Annotated in this window: 11 protein-coding genes and 1 pseudogene; 3 read left to right on the top strand and 9 right to left on the bottom strand. The window is 71.8% G+C overall.

The window, feature by feature from the left end:
- The first annotated feature begins 6 nt into the window (after nucleotides 1-6).
- Nucleotides 7-942 (top strand): RNA polymerase sigma-70 factor, encoded by a 936-nt coding sequence (locus IPT68_RS13385; RefSeq protein ID WP_189699196.1) that lies wholly within the window; start codon nucleotides 7-9, stop codon nucleotides 940-942.
- Between the two features lie 29 nt (nucleotides 943-971).
- Here the strand turns inward: IPT68_RS13385 and IPT68_RS13380 are convergent, their stop codons facing one another.
- The 9 genes from IPT68_RS13380 to IPT68_RS13340 all read right to left on the bottom strand — a co-directional run bounded on the left by IPT68_RS13380 (nucleotide 972) and on the right by IPT68_RS13340 (nucleotide 11,024).
- Nucleotides 972-2,210 carry a cytochrome P450 gene (locus tag IPT68_RS13380; RefSeq protein ID WP_189698991.1) on the bottom strand — a complete coding sequence of 413 codons (1,239 nt, stop codon included), beginning with the start codon at nucleotides 2,208-2,210 and terminating at the stop codon, nucleotides 972-974.
- Nucleotides 2,211-2,235: 25 nt separating this feature from the next.
- On the bottom strand, nucleotides 2,236-3,627 hold the full coding sequence (locus IPT68_RS13375; protein WP_189698990.1) for an NAD(P)/FAD-dependent oxidoreductase: 1,392 nt from the start codon (nucleotides 3,625-3,627) through the stop codon (nucleotides 2,236-2,238).
- Entirely contained in the window at nucleotides 3,617-3,841 is a 225-nt protein-coding gene (locus IPT68_RS13370; RefSeq protein WP_189699195.1) for a ferredoxin, read from the bottom strand. Before IPT68_RS13370 ends, IPT68_RS13375 begins: the two co-directional genes overlap by 11 nt.
- Before the next feature lie 416 nt (nucleotides 3,842-4,257).
- The gene (locus IPT68_RS13365; protein ID WP_189701954.1) at nucleotides 4,258-4,917 is read right to left on the bottom strand and encodes a hypothetical protein; all 660 of its coding nucleotides are present in this window, start codon (nucleotides 4,915-4,917) and stop codon (nucleotides 4,258-4,260) included.
- 276 nt (nucleotides 4,918-5,193) lie between these two features.
- Nucleotides 5,194-5,583 (bottom strand): D-ribose pyranase, encoded by a 390-nt coding sequence (gene rbsD / locus IPT68_RS13360; protein ID WP_189701955.1) that lies wholly within the window; start codon nucleotides 5,581-5,583, stop codon nucleotides 5,194-5,196.
- A complete protein-coding gene (locus tag IPT68_RS13355; protein WP_189701956.1) occupies nucleotides 5,580-6,482 on the bottom strand; it encodes a ribokinase in 903 nt (300 codons plus the stop codon). The genes rbsD and IPT68_RS13355 overlap by 4 nt, the downstream gene beginning before the upstream one ends.
- 45 nt (nucleotides 6,483-6,527) lie before the next feature.
- A complete protein-coding gene (locus tag IPT68_RS13350; RefSeq protein WP_189701957.1) occupies nucleotides 6,528-8,480 on the bottom strand; it encodes an ABC transporter permease/substrate-binding protein in 1,953 nt (650 codons plus the stop codon).
- The gene (locus IPT68_RS13345) at nucleotides 8,470-9,990 is read right to left on the bottom strand and encodes a sugar ABC transporter ATP-binding protein (protein WP_189701958.1); all 1,521 of its coding nucleotides are present in this window, start codon (nucleotides 9,988-9,990) and stop codon (nucleotides 8,470-8,472) included. Before IPT68_RS13345 ends, IPT68_RS13350 begins: the two co-directional genes overlap by 11 nt.
- A complete protein-coding gene (locus IPT68_RS13340; protein WP_189701959.1) occupies nucleotides 9,987-11,024 on the bottom strand; it encodes a LacI family DNA-binding transcriptional regulator in 1,038 nt (345 codons plus the stop codon). Before IPT68_RS13340 ends, IPT68_RS13345 begins: the two co-directional genes overlap by 4 nt.
- Nucleotides 11,025-11,321: 297 nt before the next feature.
- Here IPT68_RS13340 and IPT68_RS34015 point away from each other — a divergent pair.
- Both IPT68_RS34015 and recD2 read left to right on the top strand, forming a co-directional pair.
- Nucleotides 11,322-11,646 (top strand): annotated as a pseudogene (locus IPT68_RS34015) (hypothetical protein).
- 114 nt (nucleotides 11,647-11,760) lie between these two features.
- The gene (gene recD2 / locus IPT68_RS13335; protein WP_189701960.1) at nucleotides 11,761-14,025 is read left to right on the top strand and encodes an SF1B family DNA helicase RecD2; all 2,265 of its coding nucleotides are present in this window, start codon (nucleotides 11,761-11,763) and stop codon (nucleotides 14,023-14,025) included.
- Nucleotides 14,026-14,277 lie beyond the last annotated feature (252 nt).

Here is a 14,277-nt window from a genome sequence, read left to right as displayed (position 1 = left end):
CAGCTGATGAGGAGCGCGGGCAACGAGGGCACGAAGGACGCGGCCGGGCAGGCCGGTGAACGCACGGACCCCGCGACGGAGGCGTTCGTCGCCCACCGGAACCTGCTGTTCACCGTCGCCTACGAGATGCTCGGCTCGGCCGCCGACGCGGAGGACGTGTTGCAGGAGACCTGGATGCGGTGGGCTGCGGTCGATCTCGGCACGGTCCGGGACCGGCGGGCGTACCTGGTCCGGATCACCACGCGCCAGTCGCTGAGCCGCCTGCGCACGCTCGGCCGGCGCAAGGAGTCCTACGTCGGTTCCTGGCTGCCGGAGCCCCTGCTGACCGCCCCGGACGTGGCCGAGGACGTCGAGCTGGCCGACAGCGTCTCGATGGCGATGCTGCTGGTGCTGGAGACGCTCACGCCCACCGAGCGGGCGGTGTTCGTGCTGCGCGAGGTGTTCGACCTCGGGTACGACGAGATCGCCGCGGCCGTGGACAAGAACCCGGTCGCGGTCCGCCAGATCGCGCACCGGGCACGCGCCCACGTCGCGGCGCGCCGGCCGCGCGGGACCGCGTCCCCGACCGAGACCCGGGAGGCGCTCGAGGCGTTCCAGCGGGCGGTCGAGACGGGCGATCTGCAGACCCTGCTCGACATCCTGGCCCCGGACGTCGTCCTCCTGGGGGACGGCGGCGGCATCAGGCAGGCCGTCCTGCGGCCCGTCGTCGGGGCCGACAAGGTGGCCCGCCTCCTGGCCGCCGGGCTGGGCAGGGTGACCGGCACGACCTCGCTGCGGCCCGCCCAGGTCAACGGCCACCCGGCACTGGTCTTCCGGCTCGACGACGAGCTCGACACCGTCGTGGCGGTACGCGTCGACGACGGCCTCATCACCGGGCTGTACGCCGTCCGCAACCCCGAGAAGCTGTCCCGCATGCACCGCGAGACGGCCCTGCGCCGCTGAGCGCCGCGGCAGCGACCCGTCCCGGACGGCTACGGACGGATCCCGTCGCAGGCGATGGGCAGATGCCGTGGCCCGCGCAGCACGGCGTTCTGCCGGTACGGGGGCGGATCCTCCAGCAGGCGCGGGTTCTCCAGCCTGCGCGCCAGTTCCGACAGGGCGAGCTGGGCCTCCAGGCGGGCGAGCGGCGCGCCGAAGCAGCTGTGGATGCCGCTGCCGAACCCCAGGTGCTGGACGTCGCGGCGGTCGGGGTCGAAGCGGTCCGGGTTCTGGAACCGCTTCGGGTCACGGTTGCCGGACGCCAGGACCAGCCACACCGAGGCGCCCTTGGGGATGGTGACGCCGTGGATCCGGATGCCGGTGAGGGGGGTGCGCTGCGGCAGCAGCTGCACCGGCGGCTCGAAGCGCAGCAACTCCTCCACCACGGGCACGGCGAGCCGGGGCTCCGCCCGCAGCCGCCGCAGGACGTCCGGGTTGCGCAGCAGCGTCAGCATGCCGTTGGTGACGAGGTTGACGGTGGTCTCGTGCCCCGCGATCAGCAGCAGCGCCGCGGTGCTGAGCAGTTCCATCGTGGTCATCGCGCCGTCCGGGCCCTCGGCCGTCGCCAGCGCGGACAGCATGTCGTCCCGGGGCTGCTTGCGGCGCTCCTCGATCAGTCCGGCCAGGTACATGCCCAGCTGCATACGGGCGTCGTGCGCCCCCTTGCCCCGCTCGGCGGGATCCGCGTCCGGATCGGGGTCCAGGCTCGCCGCGATGGTGTCCGCCCAGCCGTGGAAGCGGGCCTCGTCCTCGCGCGGCACCCCGAGAAGCCGGCAGATCACGGTCACCGGGAACGGGTACGAGAACTGGTCCACCAGGTCGATCCGCCCGGTGTCGCCGATGCCGTCGATGAGGCCGGAGACGATGTCGTGCAGCTCCTGGCGCATCCCGTCGACCGTGTGCGGGGAGTGCGGCGGGCCGAAGGGCCGGTTCGCCATGCGCCGCAGTCGGTCGTGCTCGGGCGGGTCGAGCCGCAGGAAGCTCGGCGGCAGGACGGTCTGCTCCTCCTGGCCGGACTCCGCCAGCGGATCGTGGGCGGCCGAGGCGAGATGGCGGACGTCGGAGCTGAGGCGGGGGTCGTGCAGGAGGCTGCGGATCTCGTGGTAGGTGCTGATGACGTACGGTCCGTCGGCCTCGTGGTGGACCGGCGTCTTGCGCAGCTCGGCGTAGATCGGGTACGGGTCGGGGCGGTTGGCGTGGTCCAGGATCTGATGCAGCGGCGATTGCGTCATCGTGTGGTCCTCGGGGCCGTGCGGGTCAGTGCGCGGGGGTGAACGTCATCCGGCGGTCGGCCGGCGAGTATCCGCTGAGGGTCACCGTCGGGCCGTGGGTGGGCACCGACGGGTCGGGGAAGTCCGCGTCCACCGGCCGCTGCCCGCCCGGGCTCCGGCCGACCATGGGGAACGCCGGTGGGAACGGCGCGGTCGTCTCGATCAGCTCCTGGTAGAACGGCAGCCACCGGGCGTGGTCGAAGGCGACCGCGCCGATGACGCGCCCCTGGTAGCCGTAGACCCCGACGAACCGGCGATCCATGAGCGAGCCCTGCGAGACCAGGATCTCGGTGCCCATCGACGGCACCCCGACCGACTTGATGTTCACACCGAACTGCGCCGACCAGAAGGCCGGCACCCACATGTGGGGGAGCCGGTCGGCGCTCTCGCTGAGCATGTTGTGCGCCGCGATCTCTGCCTGGCAGACGGCGTTGCCCCAGTGCTCCAGCGACAGGAACTGGTAGCCGAACAAGGGGTGCGGCGAGCGGGCGACATCGCCCGCCACGTAGATGTCGTCCGTCACGATCCCGCGGATGTCGAAGGCCCGGCAGCCGGCGTCGCACGCGATGCCGCGGGGGCCGGCACCGAGCCCGGACCCGGCGAGCCACTCGGTGTTGCGGGTGGCGCCCAGCGAGACGACCACCACGTCGGTCTCGACGGTGGAGCCGTCGGACAGGTGCGCGGCCCGCACCCGTCCCGAGGCATCGCCCTCCAGGGCGGTCACCATGACCCCGCACCGCAGGTCCACGCCGTGCTCGCGCTGGAGTTCGGCGGCGACCGCGCCGACCACCCCGCCGAGCGCGCCGACCAGGGGCGCCGCGCCGCGCTCGGCGACGGTGACGGCGAGGCCGCGCTCACGGCACGCCGAGGCGATCTCCGAGCCGGTGAACCCGGCGCCGATGACGAAGACCCGCCGGGGGCCCTCGGCCAGCCGCCGCCCCAGCGCGGCGGCGTCGTCCAGGGTCCGCAGCACGAAGACGCCGTCGAGCCCGGCCTCCTCCTCGCGCGGCCACGGTCGTGCCCGCACACCGGTGGCGATCAGCAGCCGGTCGTACGGCACCTCGTCGCCGTCGGCCAGCCGCACCCGTCGCGCGGCCATGTCCAGGCCGGTGGCCCGCACGCCGAGCCGCCACGTCGCGTCGAGGGCGCGGCGCCTGGGCAGCGCGGTGCCGTCGGCGGTGGCCGCCCCCAGCAGCACCTGCTTGGACAGCGGCGGCCGGTCGTACGGCTCGTGGGGCTCGTCGCCGATCATCGTCAGCGAACCGGTGAAGCCCTTCTCGCGCAGGGTCTCCGCGGCCCGCAGCCCGGCCAGCGAGGCGCCGACGACGACGATGCGGCCCTCGCGTCTGAGCCGGTCCAGCGCTCCGTCACCGTTCACCGGACGCCGCCTCGGCCGGTGCGTCCACCGCGTCGACGACGATGGCCTGGACGGGGCAGGCGGCGGCGGCCTGAGCCAGTCTCCCGCGCTGCGCCTCGTCGGCCTCCGGCCGATACAGCAGCGCCTCCTCGCCGTGCATGGCGAAGACGTCCGGCGCGAGGAACGCACACTGTGCGTATCCCTGACAACGGTTCAGGTCGACGACAAGCCTCACCACGGGAAGAGTCCTCTCCGATGACCGGCCCCCTGCGGCCATCCTGCGAGACCCGAGGGGAGGCGGCGACGAGGAAAGCCCGTTGGAGTGAACGCCGGCCCGCTCAGCCGCCCCCGGCACCGGTCCGGCTCGGCGCACGTCGTCGGCCGGGCTGAGTGCCGCACTGGTCCGGCTCGGCGCACGTCGTCGGCCGGGCTGAGTGCCGCACTGGTCCGGCTCGGCGCACGTCGTCGGCCGGGCTGAGTGCCGCACTGGTCCGGCTCGGCGCACGTCGTCGGCCGGGCTGAGTGCCGCACTGGTCCGGCTCGGCGCACGTCGTCGGCCGGGCTGAGTGCCGCACTGGTCCGGCTCGGCGCACGTCGTCGGCCGGGCTGAGTGCCGCACTGGTCCGGCTCGGCGCACGCCGTCGGCCAGGCTCAGTGCCGCACCGGCCCGGCTCGGCGTACGCCGTCGGCGCGTGGTTCGGCCGGACGCCGGCCCCGCAGGATGCTCAGGCCGACGACCAGCGCCCACGCCGGGAAGACCAGCTCCGACCAGGGCACATCCGCCCCCACCACGAGCAGCGTCAGGCCCGTGAGGTACCCGAGGACGACGAGGGGCCCGGGGAACGCGCCGATGCGGTGACCGATGGCCGAGGTGGCGAAGACGAACACCGCCGCCATCCGCAGCCCGTACGTCGTCAGCAGGGCATGGGCGAAGTGACGGCCGAACGGCGAATCCTGCTGCCCCTCGCCGAGCACGGTCCCCGCCGCCGCGGCACCGGCGAACAGGGTGGCGACGAAGACCAGACCGCTGCCCAGGAACACGGTGGACACGAACCGGTCCTCCCCCTCACCGGCCTGTTGACGCAGGGCTCCCATGAACCACAGGAAGGCGATCCCGGCGAACGGGAGGAGCTCCAGCGCCGTCCGCACGGCGCCGCGCTGCGCGGCGTCGACGGCGACTTCCGTCCCGTCGACCCCGCCGGGCAGCGCGACGCGCATCAGGACGATCGCCGCCGCCATCAGCAGCGCGAACACCACCCCGGCGATCCCGGCGGCCCGTGGTGTCCCGAGCCGCTGGTGCCGATGCCCCATGGTTCCGCCTCGCTTCCCGCCCCGCTCGCTGTCCGCACGTCTGCAGTCCAGACAGCAACAACTCGCGGACGCGCGCCACCGGGGCGGCTCCCGTCGCACGGAATTTCTTGCCGACCGGTGCAACCCTTTCCGGCCCCGACGGGTCGTACTGGGAGTCAGGGCTTCCACAGGGGGGATCCGGGGGGATCACGGGGGGTTCTGACGGGAGGGGAGAGCCGAGGGGGCCGGTCCGTCGACCGGCCCCCTCCATCGCGTCCGGGTCCGGGTCCGGGTCCGCTAGAAGAACACCCCGCAGCGCAGCAGCACATTCGCGTACGGCGACGCCTCCCCGGTGCGCACGACCAACCGCGCGCCGGCCGACAGCTCCTTGAGCCGTTCGTGCGGTACGAGACGGAGCTGCGGGAAGCGCCCGTCCAGCAGCGCCGCCGCCGCCGGATTGGCCCGCCGTATCTCCGTCGCCGCGGTCGCGCCTTCCACGACCAGCTCGGCCAGCAGCCCGTCCAGCACCTCGGCGAACGACGGCACTCCGGCCCGGAAGGCCAGGTCGACGACGCGCGGCCCGTGCGGGACGGGCATCCCGGCGTCGCACACCAGCACCCCGTCGCCGTGCCCCAGCTCGGCCAGCGCCCCCGAGAGGTGACGGTTGAGAATCCCGGCCTTCTTCACAGCGCGGCGACCTCGTCCGGCGTCGGGTACGACTCCTGCGCCCCCGCCTTCGTCACCGCCGCGGCCCCGACCCGCGCCGCGTACGCCGCCGCCTGCGCGAGCGCGTCGCCCTGGCCCAGCCGCCAGGCCAGCGCCGCGGTGAAGGCGTCGCCCGCGCCGGTGGTGTCGACGGCGTCCACCCGCACCGAGGGCACCCGCGCCACCCCCTCCGCGGACGCCACCAGCGCGCCGTCCGCGCCCAGCGTCACGACCACCGAACGCGGCCCGCGCGCCAGCAGGACCCGCGCCCAGTCGGCGGGGTCGTCCCCGGCCGGCGCGTCCCCGAGGATCACCTTCGCCTCGTGCTCGTTCACGATCAGCGGGTCGCACGCCGCCAGCACCTCCGTCGGCAGGGGCCGCGGCGGCGACGGGTTCAGCACGAACCGGCTGCCGGGCGCCAGGCTCCGCACCGCCTCCACGACCGTCTCCAGCGGGATCTCCAACTGCGTCGAGACGACCCGGGAGGCCTGGAAGAGGCTCCCCGACGCCCGCACGTCGTCCGGCGTGAGCCTCCCGTTCGCGCCCGGCGACACCACGATGCTGTTGTCGCCGGACGGGTCCACGGTGATCAGCGCGACGCCGGTCGGCGCACCGCCGACCAGCACGCCCACCGTGTCCACCCCGGCGGCCTTCTGCGAGTCGAGCAGCAGCCGGCCGTACGCGTCGTCACCGACCCGGGCCAGCAAGGCCGTTCGGGCGCCCAGCCGGGCGGCGGCGACGGCCTGGTTGGCGCCCTTGCCGCCCGGATGGACCGCCAGGTCGGACCCCAGCACCGTCTCCCCGGCGCCCGGCCGCCGCTCGACCCCGATCACCAGATCGGCGTTGGCCGACCCGATGACCAGGAGGTCGTAGTCGTACATGAAACGTCTCCCTGCTAGCCGTATCTGGACCCCGGCGGTCGGCCGTCAGCCGCCGAAGCCGGCCACGTTCTCCTTCGTGACCACCTTCACCGGCACCTTCACCGTCGCACTCACCTTCTCGCCCTCGGCCGCCCGCAGGGCGTTGTCCACGGCGATCCGGCCGAGTTCCTTCGGCTGCTGGGCCACCGAGGCGAACAGTGTCCCGTTCTCGACCGCCTTCAGCCCGTCCGGCGTGCCGTCGAAACCGACGACCTGGACCGACTTGCCGGCCTTCGAACCCAGCGCCTTGATCGCGCCGAGCGCCATCTCGTCGTTCTCCGCGAAGACGCCGTCGATGTCGGGGTGCGCCTGGAGGAGGTTCGTCATCACGTCGAGGCCCTTGGTGCGGTCGAAGTCGGCCGGCTGCTTGGCGACCACCTTGATGCCCGGGTAGTCCTTCAGCCCCTCGGCGAAGCCCGCACCGCGTTCTCGGCTCGCGGAGGTGCCGGCCTGGCCCTGGAGGATCACGATCGTGCCGTTGCCGCCGAGCTTCTCGGCGAGTGCCTTGGCGCCCAGCTGACCGCCCTCGACGTTGTCGGACGCCACGAGGGCCGCCGTCTTCGCCTTGTTGACGCCCCGGTCGACGGCGACGACGGGGATGTCGGCCTTGTTGGCGGCCCGCACCGACGGGCCGGCCGCGTCCGAGTCCACCGGGTTGACGACGATCGAGGACACACCCTCGCTGGTGAAGTTCTGCAACTGGTTGGCCTGTTGCGAGGCGTCGTTCTGCGCGTCGGTGACGGTGAGGTCGACCCCGAGTCTCTTCGCCTCGGCCTCGGCGCCCGCCCGGATCTGCACGAAGAAGGGGTTGTTGAGCGTGGACAGCGACAGCCCGACCTTCTTCTGCGTTCCGGAAGACCCGGTGTGCAGCAGCGAGGTCGCCGCGACCACCGCCACCGCGATCACCGCGGCCAGCAGATAGGTGATCGCCTGCTTGCGCTTGTCGCCGCCACCACCGGCACCGACCGGCGTCGAGCCCGCCTTGCGCCGCACGGTGTCGAGCAGCACGGCCAGCGCGATCACCACACCGATGACGACCTGCTGCCAGAAGGCCGACACGGACAGCAGGTTGAGGCCGTTGCGCAGCACCGCGAGGATCAGCGCGCCGATCAGCGTGCCGGACGCCTTGCCGGTACCGCCCGCGAGCGAGGCGCCACCGATGACGACGGCCGCGATGGCGTCCAGCTCGTAGCCCTGCGCGGCCTGCGGCTGCGCGGAGGACAGCCGGGAGGCGAGCACGATGCCCGCCGCGGCCGCGAACAGGCCGGACAGCGCGTAGATGGCGAGCTTCTGCTTCTTCACCCGCAGCCCCGACAGCCGGGCCGCCTCCTCGTTGCCGCCGATCGCGTACATCGACCGCCCGAGGTACGTCCGGGCGAGCACGAACGCCGTGATCAGACCCATGACGATCATCACCAGTACGGGCACCGGCAGCCAGCCGCCGAGCGTGTCACCGAGGTGCGAGATCGAGTCCGGGAACGCGATGGGCGAACCCTGCGAGATGACCAGCGACAGACCGCGCGCCACCGACAGCATGGCGAGCGTCGCGATGAACGGCGGCAGTTTGCCGTACGAGATGAGGAAGCCGTTGACGAGACCGCAGGCGATGCCGGTGGCCACGGCGAGCAGCACCGCCAGCACGACCGGCACACCCTCACTGGTGGCGCTCCACGCCAGCACGGTGGCCGACAGCGCCGCCACCGAACCCACCGACAGGTCGATGCCCGCCGAGACGATCACGAACGTGACGCCGAAGGCGAGGATCGCGGTGACGGCGGCCTGGACGCCGATGTTGAGCAGGTTGTCGGCGGTCAGGAAGTCCCCGGACAGCGCCGACAGCGCGATGACGAGGACGATGAGCGCGGTGAGCGCCCCGTTGTCGAGCAGCAGCCGGCGCAGTCCGCCGGGGCCGGAGGCGCCACCCGCGCCCGCGGAGCTCTTGAGCGTGTCAGTGGCCACGGGAGGCCTCCGTTTCCGTAGAGGGATTGCTGACGGCGAGCGCCATCACGGCGTCCTGGGTCGCCTGGGCGGCGGGCAGTTCGCCCGCGATCCGGCCCTGCGCCATCACCAGCACCCGGTCGCTCATACCGAGCACCTCGGGCAGATCGCTGGAGATCATCAGGACGGCGGCGCCGGCGGCCGTCAGTTCGTTGATGAGCTGGTAGATCTCGACCTTGGCGCCGACGTCGATGCCACGCGTCGGCTCGTCGAGGATCAGCACCCTGGTGTCGGCGAGCAGCCACTTGCCGATGACGACCTTCTGCTGATTGCCGCCGGACAGGGTCCGCACATGCTGACCGAGCCCGGCCATCCGCACCCCGAGCTGCCCCGCGATCCGCGCGGCGGCCGCACGCTGCCCCGCGAGGTCGACCAGCCCGCCGCGGGTGGCGGACCGCAGGGTCACGAGCCCCAGGTTCTCCTCGACGGACGCGTCGAGCACGAGTCCCTGCCCCTTGCGGTCCTCGGGCACGAGCCCGATCCCGGCGGCCATGGCGGCATTGACGTCATGGCCGCGCACGGCCGCGCCGTCGACCTTCACGGACCCCTTGTCGTACGGATCGGCCCCGAACACGGCCCGTACGACCTCCGTACGGCCCGCCCCGACGAGCCCCGCGAGGCCGACGACCTCACCGGCCCGCACCTCGAAGCTCACGTCGTGGAAGACCCCGTCGCGCGTGAGGCCCTCGACGGTCAGCAGCGCGGACCCGGCATCGGCCCGTTCCCGCGGGTACTGCTGCTCGATCGACCGGCCCACCATCAGCCGGACGAGCTCCTCCTCAGCGGTGGAGGCGGGCACCTGCCCGACGCTTTTGCCGTCGCGGATGACGGTCACGCGGTCCCCGAGGGCGGCGATCTCCTCCAGGTGATGCGTGATGAACACGACGCCGACCCCGTCCGCGCGCAGCTGCCGCACGATGGCGAACAGCCTCTCCACTTCCTCGGTGGTGAGCACGGCGGTCGGCTCGTCCATGATGAGCACCCGCGCGTCGAGACTGAGCGCCTTGGCGATCTCGACCATCTGCAGCCGGGCGATGCCGAGTTCACGCACGCGCGCGCGGGGCGACACCCGCACTCCGACGCGCGCGAGCAGCGCTTCGGCGTCGGCCTCCATCCGCTTCCGGTCGATCATCCCGAACCGCCGCGGCTGCCGCCCGAGGAAGATGTTCTCGGCGACGGACAGGTCGGGGACGAGGTTGAACTCCTGGTAGATGGTGGCGATCCCGAGCCGTTCGGAGTCCTGCGCACCGTTGATGCGCACCTCCTCACCGCCCACCAGGATCCGCCCGGCGTCGGGCGTGTAGGCGCCGGAGAGCATCTTGATGAGCGTGCTCTTGCCGGCTCCGTTCTCGCCGAGCAGCACATGCACCTCCCCCCGGCGCAGATCGAAGTCCACGCCGTCGAGCGCGACCACGCCGGGGAAGGTCTTGCGGATGCCCTCGATGCGCAGCAACTCTTCCGGGTCGCTCACGACGTACTCCTTCGTACGGGGGACAGGGGCGGTACGGCTGAAAGGGGCTCGCCGCACGAGCGACGTACGACGAGACGGGCGGGAAGGGTGACGGACTCGCCGGGCAGCCCCTCGATCCGGGCGACCAGCGCGCGCACGGCGGCGCGCCCCAGCTCGCCGGTCGGCTGGGCGACGGCGGTGATCGGCGGATCGGTGTGCACGAACCACGGGATGTCGTCGAAGGCCGCGAGCGCGATGTCGTCGGGCACCCGCAGCCCACGCGCGCGTACGGCGTCCAGCGCGCCGAGAGCCATCAGGTTGTCGGCCGCGAAGACGACCTCGGGCGGCTCGGGCAGATCGAGGAAGCCCTCGGTGACCCGGCGCCCGCTGTCGGCCTGGAAGTCGCCCTGACCCGTGTAGACGTCGGGAAGGTCGAGGCCGTACGCGCCGAGCGCCTCCCTGAAGGCCTCCACGCGTTCCCGTCCGGTCGTGGTGGCCGCCGGCCCCGCGATGATCGCGAGCCGCCGGTGCCCGAGGCCGTGGAGATGGGCGACAAGATCCCGTACGGCCGCCTGTCCGTCCGCCCGTACCACGGGCACGTCCATGCCCGGGATCCACCGGTCCACGAACACCATCGGCGTCCCCGCGCGCGCGGCGTCCAGCATCAGCGGCGAGCCGCCGTCGGTGGGGGAGACGAGGAGGCCGTCGATACGGCGGTCCAGCAGGTTGCGTACGTGGTGGTCCTGGAGTTCGGGCCGCTCGTCGGCGTTGCCGATGATCACGCTGTAGCCGAGCGCACGGGCCTCTTCCTCGACGGAGCGGGCCAGCTCGGTGAAGTACGGGTTCAGCACGTCGCTGATGACCAGGCCGAGGGTGTGGGTCTGATCGGTGCGCAGGGAACGGGCGACGGCGTTCGGGCGGTAGCCCAGCGCCTCCACGGCGGCCAGCACGCGCGTGCGTGCGTCCGCGCTGACCGACGGATGGCCGTTCAGAACACGCGAGACCGTGGCGACGGAAACGCCCGCCTCGGCGGCGACGTCCTTGATGCTTGCCATCGCCGGTCCACCTCCTCGTGGAATGTCATGCAGTCGTGGAATCGATTACATCGGTGTGCGTAGAGGGATTGGAATCGATTACACGGGGGGATGGCAAGGGGTGGAGGGGAGGTCGAGACCGGATTGTGACCTTCCGGTCGAGTGTCCGATTCGGGAACGCAAAAGGGTCCCAGGGGTCGGCCGTATAGCCGGGTTGTGGCGGAACGCGGTTGCAGGTGCGATCGGTGTTGGTGAACATGGTGGGCGTGCTGAAACGCGCAGTGGCGCCAACAAGCAACAGGGGGAGGCGAGTTCGGCATGAAGTTCGACATGGGTGCGAGACGCTGTCGACGCTGATGCGTGATTCGCGGGATCCGAGTGATGATCTCGGCACGTTGATCCGGCAGTTGGTGCAGGCGGCGCAGCCGTTGGAGGGGAAGTTCAACGGTACGGGTCGGGCGATGTTCGACCAGTTCAAGGCGCGGGCGGATGAGATCACGGCGGAGCTGAACGGGTCGCTGTCGGCGATTCCGGATGGTCAGTCGGGTATGGAGTCGGCGTTCAGTTCGGGTGATCAGGAGCAGGGTGACAACGCGCGGCAGCAGATGCTGCGGCGAACTTCGACGCGGCGCGGTTCCGTTAGGCCTGCGTCTGGAAGAAGGTCACTAAAAAGATCTTCGCCAGCCATGCCGGAAGTCCAGGTCCGCAGAAGACAGGGCCTGCCCCCACTGTCACCCCCCACCGGTACCGTCGGATCATGCCCACCCAGCCCGCACCGGCCCCCGGCGAACGCCGACTCGCCGTCCTCGAAGGCGTCCTCGAGCGGATCACGTACGCCAACGAGGAGAACGGTTACACGGTCGCCCGCGTCGACGCCGGCCGAGGCGGCGGCGACCTGCTCACCGTCGTCGGCGCGCTGCTCGGCGCGCAGGTGGGGGAGTCGCTGCGGATGGAGGGGAGATGGGGCTCCCACCCGCAGTACGGCAAGCAGTTCACCGTCGAGAACTACACGACCGTCCTCCCGGCCACCGTCCAGGGCATCCGCCGCTACCTCGGCTCCGGGCTGGTCAAGGGCATCGGACCGGTCTTCGCCGACCGCATCACCCAGCACTTCGGCCTGGACACCCTGAAGATCATCGAGGAGGAGCCCAAGCGGCTGATCGAGGTCCCCGGTCTCGGCCCCAAGCGGACCAAGAAGATCGCCGACGCCTGGGAGGAGCAGAAGGCGATCAAGGAGGTCATGCTCTTCCTCCAGACCGTCGAGGTGTCCACCTCCATCGCCGTGCGCATCTACAAGAAGTACGGCGACGCCTCCATCTCCGTCGTGCGGAACCAGCCGTACCGCCTCGCGGCCGACGTCTGGGGCATCGGCTTCCTCACCGCCGACAAGATCGCCCAGTCCGTCGGCATCCCGCACGACAGCCCCGAGCGCGTCAAGGCGGGCCTGCAGTACGCCCTGTCGCAGTCCACGGACCAAGGGCACTGTTTCCTGCCCGAGGAGCGGCTCATCGCCGACGCCGTCAAGCTCCTCCAGGTCGACACGGGCCTCGTCATCGAGTGCCTCGCCGAGCTCGCCGCGCCCCCCGAGGACGGCGAGGACCCCGGAGTCGTACGGGAGACCGTGCCCGGACCCGACGGCGGCGAGCCCGTCACCGCCGTCTACCTCGTCCCCTTCCACCGCGCCGAGCTCTCCCTCTCCGCCCAGCTGCTGCGCCTGCTGCGCACCGACCAGGACCGCATGCCCGGCTTCCACGACGTCGCCTGGGACAAGGCGCTGACGTGGCTGAAGGACCGTACCGGCGCCGACCTGGCCCCCGAGCAGGAGGCCGCCGTCAGGCTGGCGCTGACGAAGAAGGTCGCCGTCCTCACCGGCGGCCCCGGCTGCGGCAAGTCCTTCACGGTGCGCTCGATCGTGGAGCTGGCCCGCGCCAAGAAGGCCAAGGTCGTCCTCGCCGCGCCCACGGGCCGGGCCGCCAAACGGCTCGCGGAGCTGACCGGCGCCGAGGCCTCCACCGTCCACCGGCTGCTCGAACTCAAGCCCGGCGGTGACGCCGCCTACGACAAGGACCGCCCTCTCGACGCCGACCTGGTGGTCGTCGACGAGGCCTCGATGCTGGACCTCCTCCTCGCCAACAAGCTCGTCAAGGCGGTACCGCCCGGCGCCCACCTCCTCTTCGTCGGCGACGTCGACCAGCTCCCCAGCGTCGGCGCCGGCGAGGTGCTGCGGGACCTGCTCGCCGACGGCAGCCCCGTCCCCGCCGTGCGTCTCACCCGTGTCTTCCGGCAGGCCCAGCAGTCCGGCGTGGTCACCAACGCCCACCGGATCAACGCCGGGCAGCACCCGGTCACCGACGGCATGAAGGACTTCTTCCTCTTCGTCGAGGACGACACGGAGGCCGCGGGCAGGCTCACCGTGGACATCGCGGCCCGTCGTATCCCGGCCAGGTTCGGGCTCGACCCCCGACGGGACGTCCAGGTGCTCGCCCCGATGCACCGCGGGCCCGCCGGCGCCGGCACCCTCAACGGGCTCCTTCAGCAGGCCATCACTCCGGGCCGTCCCGACGTGTCGGAGAAGCGGTTCGGCGGCAGGGTGTTCCGCGTCGGCGACAAGGTCACCCAAATTCGTAACAATTACGAGAAAGGGAAGAACGGTGTCTTCAACGGCACCGTGGGCGTGGTCACCTCGCTCGACCCGGTCGACCAGCGCCTCACGGTGCTGACGGACGAGGACGAGGAGGTGCCGTACGAGTTCGACGAACTGGACGAACTGGCACACGCCTACGCGGTGACCATCCACCGTTCGCAGGGGAGCGAATACCCGGCGGTGGTCATCCCGGTGACCACGGGCGCCTGGATGATGCTCCAACGCAACCTGCTCTACACGGCGGTCACCCGGGCCAAGCGGCTGGTCGTCCTCGTCGGCTCCCGCAAGGCGATCGGCCAGGCGGTCCGCACGGTCTCGGCGGGACGCCGCTGCACGGCGCTGGACTTCCGGCTCGCGCCCCGCCCCATGGAGCGCTGACCCAGGCCCCAGGCCCCAGGCCCGACCCGGACCCAGCCGGCGCGCGGCCACGGACCCGTCCCTGGCGAAAATGATCGATCAAATGAGTCGCAAAGGTCACAGAGCACTTCCGGTTGGCGAATCAACCGGGCAGGATGACAGGTTGGCGGCACTGAGTGCCGCAGATAAGCCCAATGGTCGACCCCGAGTGCACTCTCCTGAGCCAAATGGGGGATGGTAGAGACAGTCAGGGCACCTCGAAGATGAGGCACT

Origin of the sequence: Streptomyces chromofuscus (assembly GCF_015160875.1) — a bacterium.
In the GTDB taxonomy this organism is placed as follows: domain Bacteria; phylum Actinomycetota; class Actinomycetes; order Streptomycetales; family Streptomycetaceae; genus Streptomyces; species Streptomyces chromofuscus.
This window is presented reverse-complemented; position numbering and strand designations above follow the sequence as displayed.

Coding starts and splice junctions, on each gene's coding strand:
- IPT68_RS13385 (WP_189699196.1), top strand. CDS start 7: ATGAGGAGCGCGGGCAACGAGGGCACGAAGGACGCGGCCGGGCAGGCC.
- IPT68_RS13380 (WP_189698991.1), bottom strand. CDS start 2,210: ATGACGCAATCGCCGCTGCATCAGATCCTGGACCACGCCAACCGCCCC.
- IPT68_RS13365 (WP_189701954.1), bottom strand. CDS start 4,917: ATGGGGCATCGGCACCAGCGGCTCGGGACACCACGGGCCGCCGGGATC.
- IPT68_RS13355 (WP_189701956.1), bottom strand. CDS start 6,482: ATGTACGACTACGACCTCCTGGTCATCGGGTCGGCCAACGCCGATCTG.
- IPT68_RS13340 (WP_189701959.1), bottom strand. CDS start 11,024: ATGGCAAGCATCAAGGACGTCGCCGCCGAGGCGGGCGTTTCCGTCGCC.
- recD2 (WP_189701960.1), top strand. CDS start 11,761: ATGCCCACCCAGCCCGCACCGGCCCCCGGCGAACGCCGACTCGCCGTC.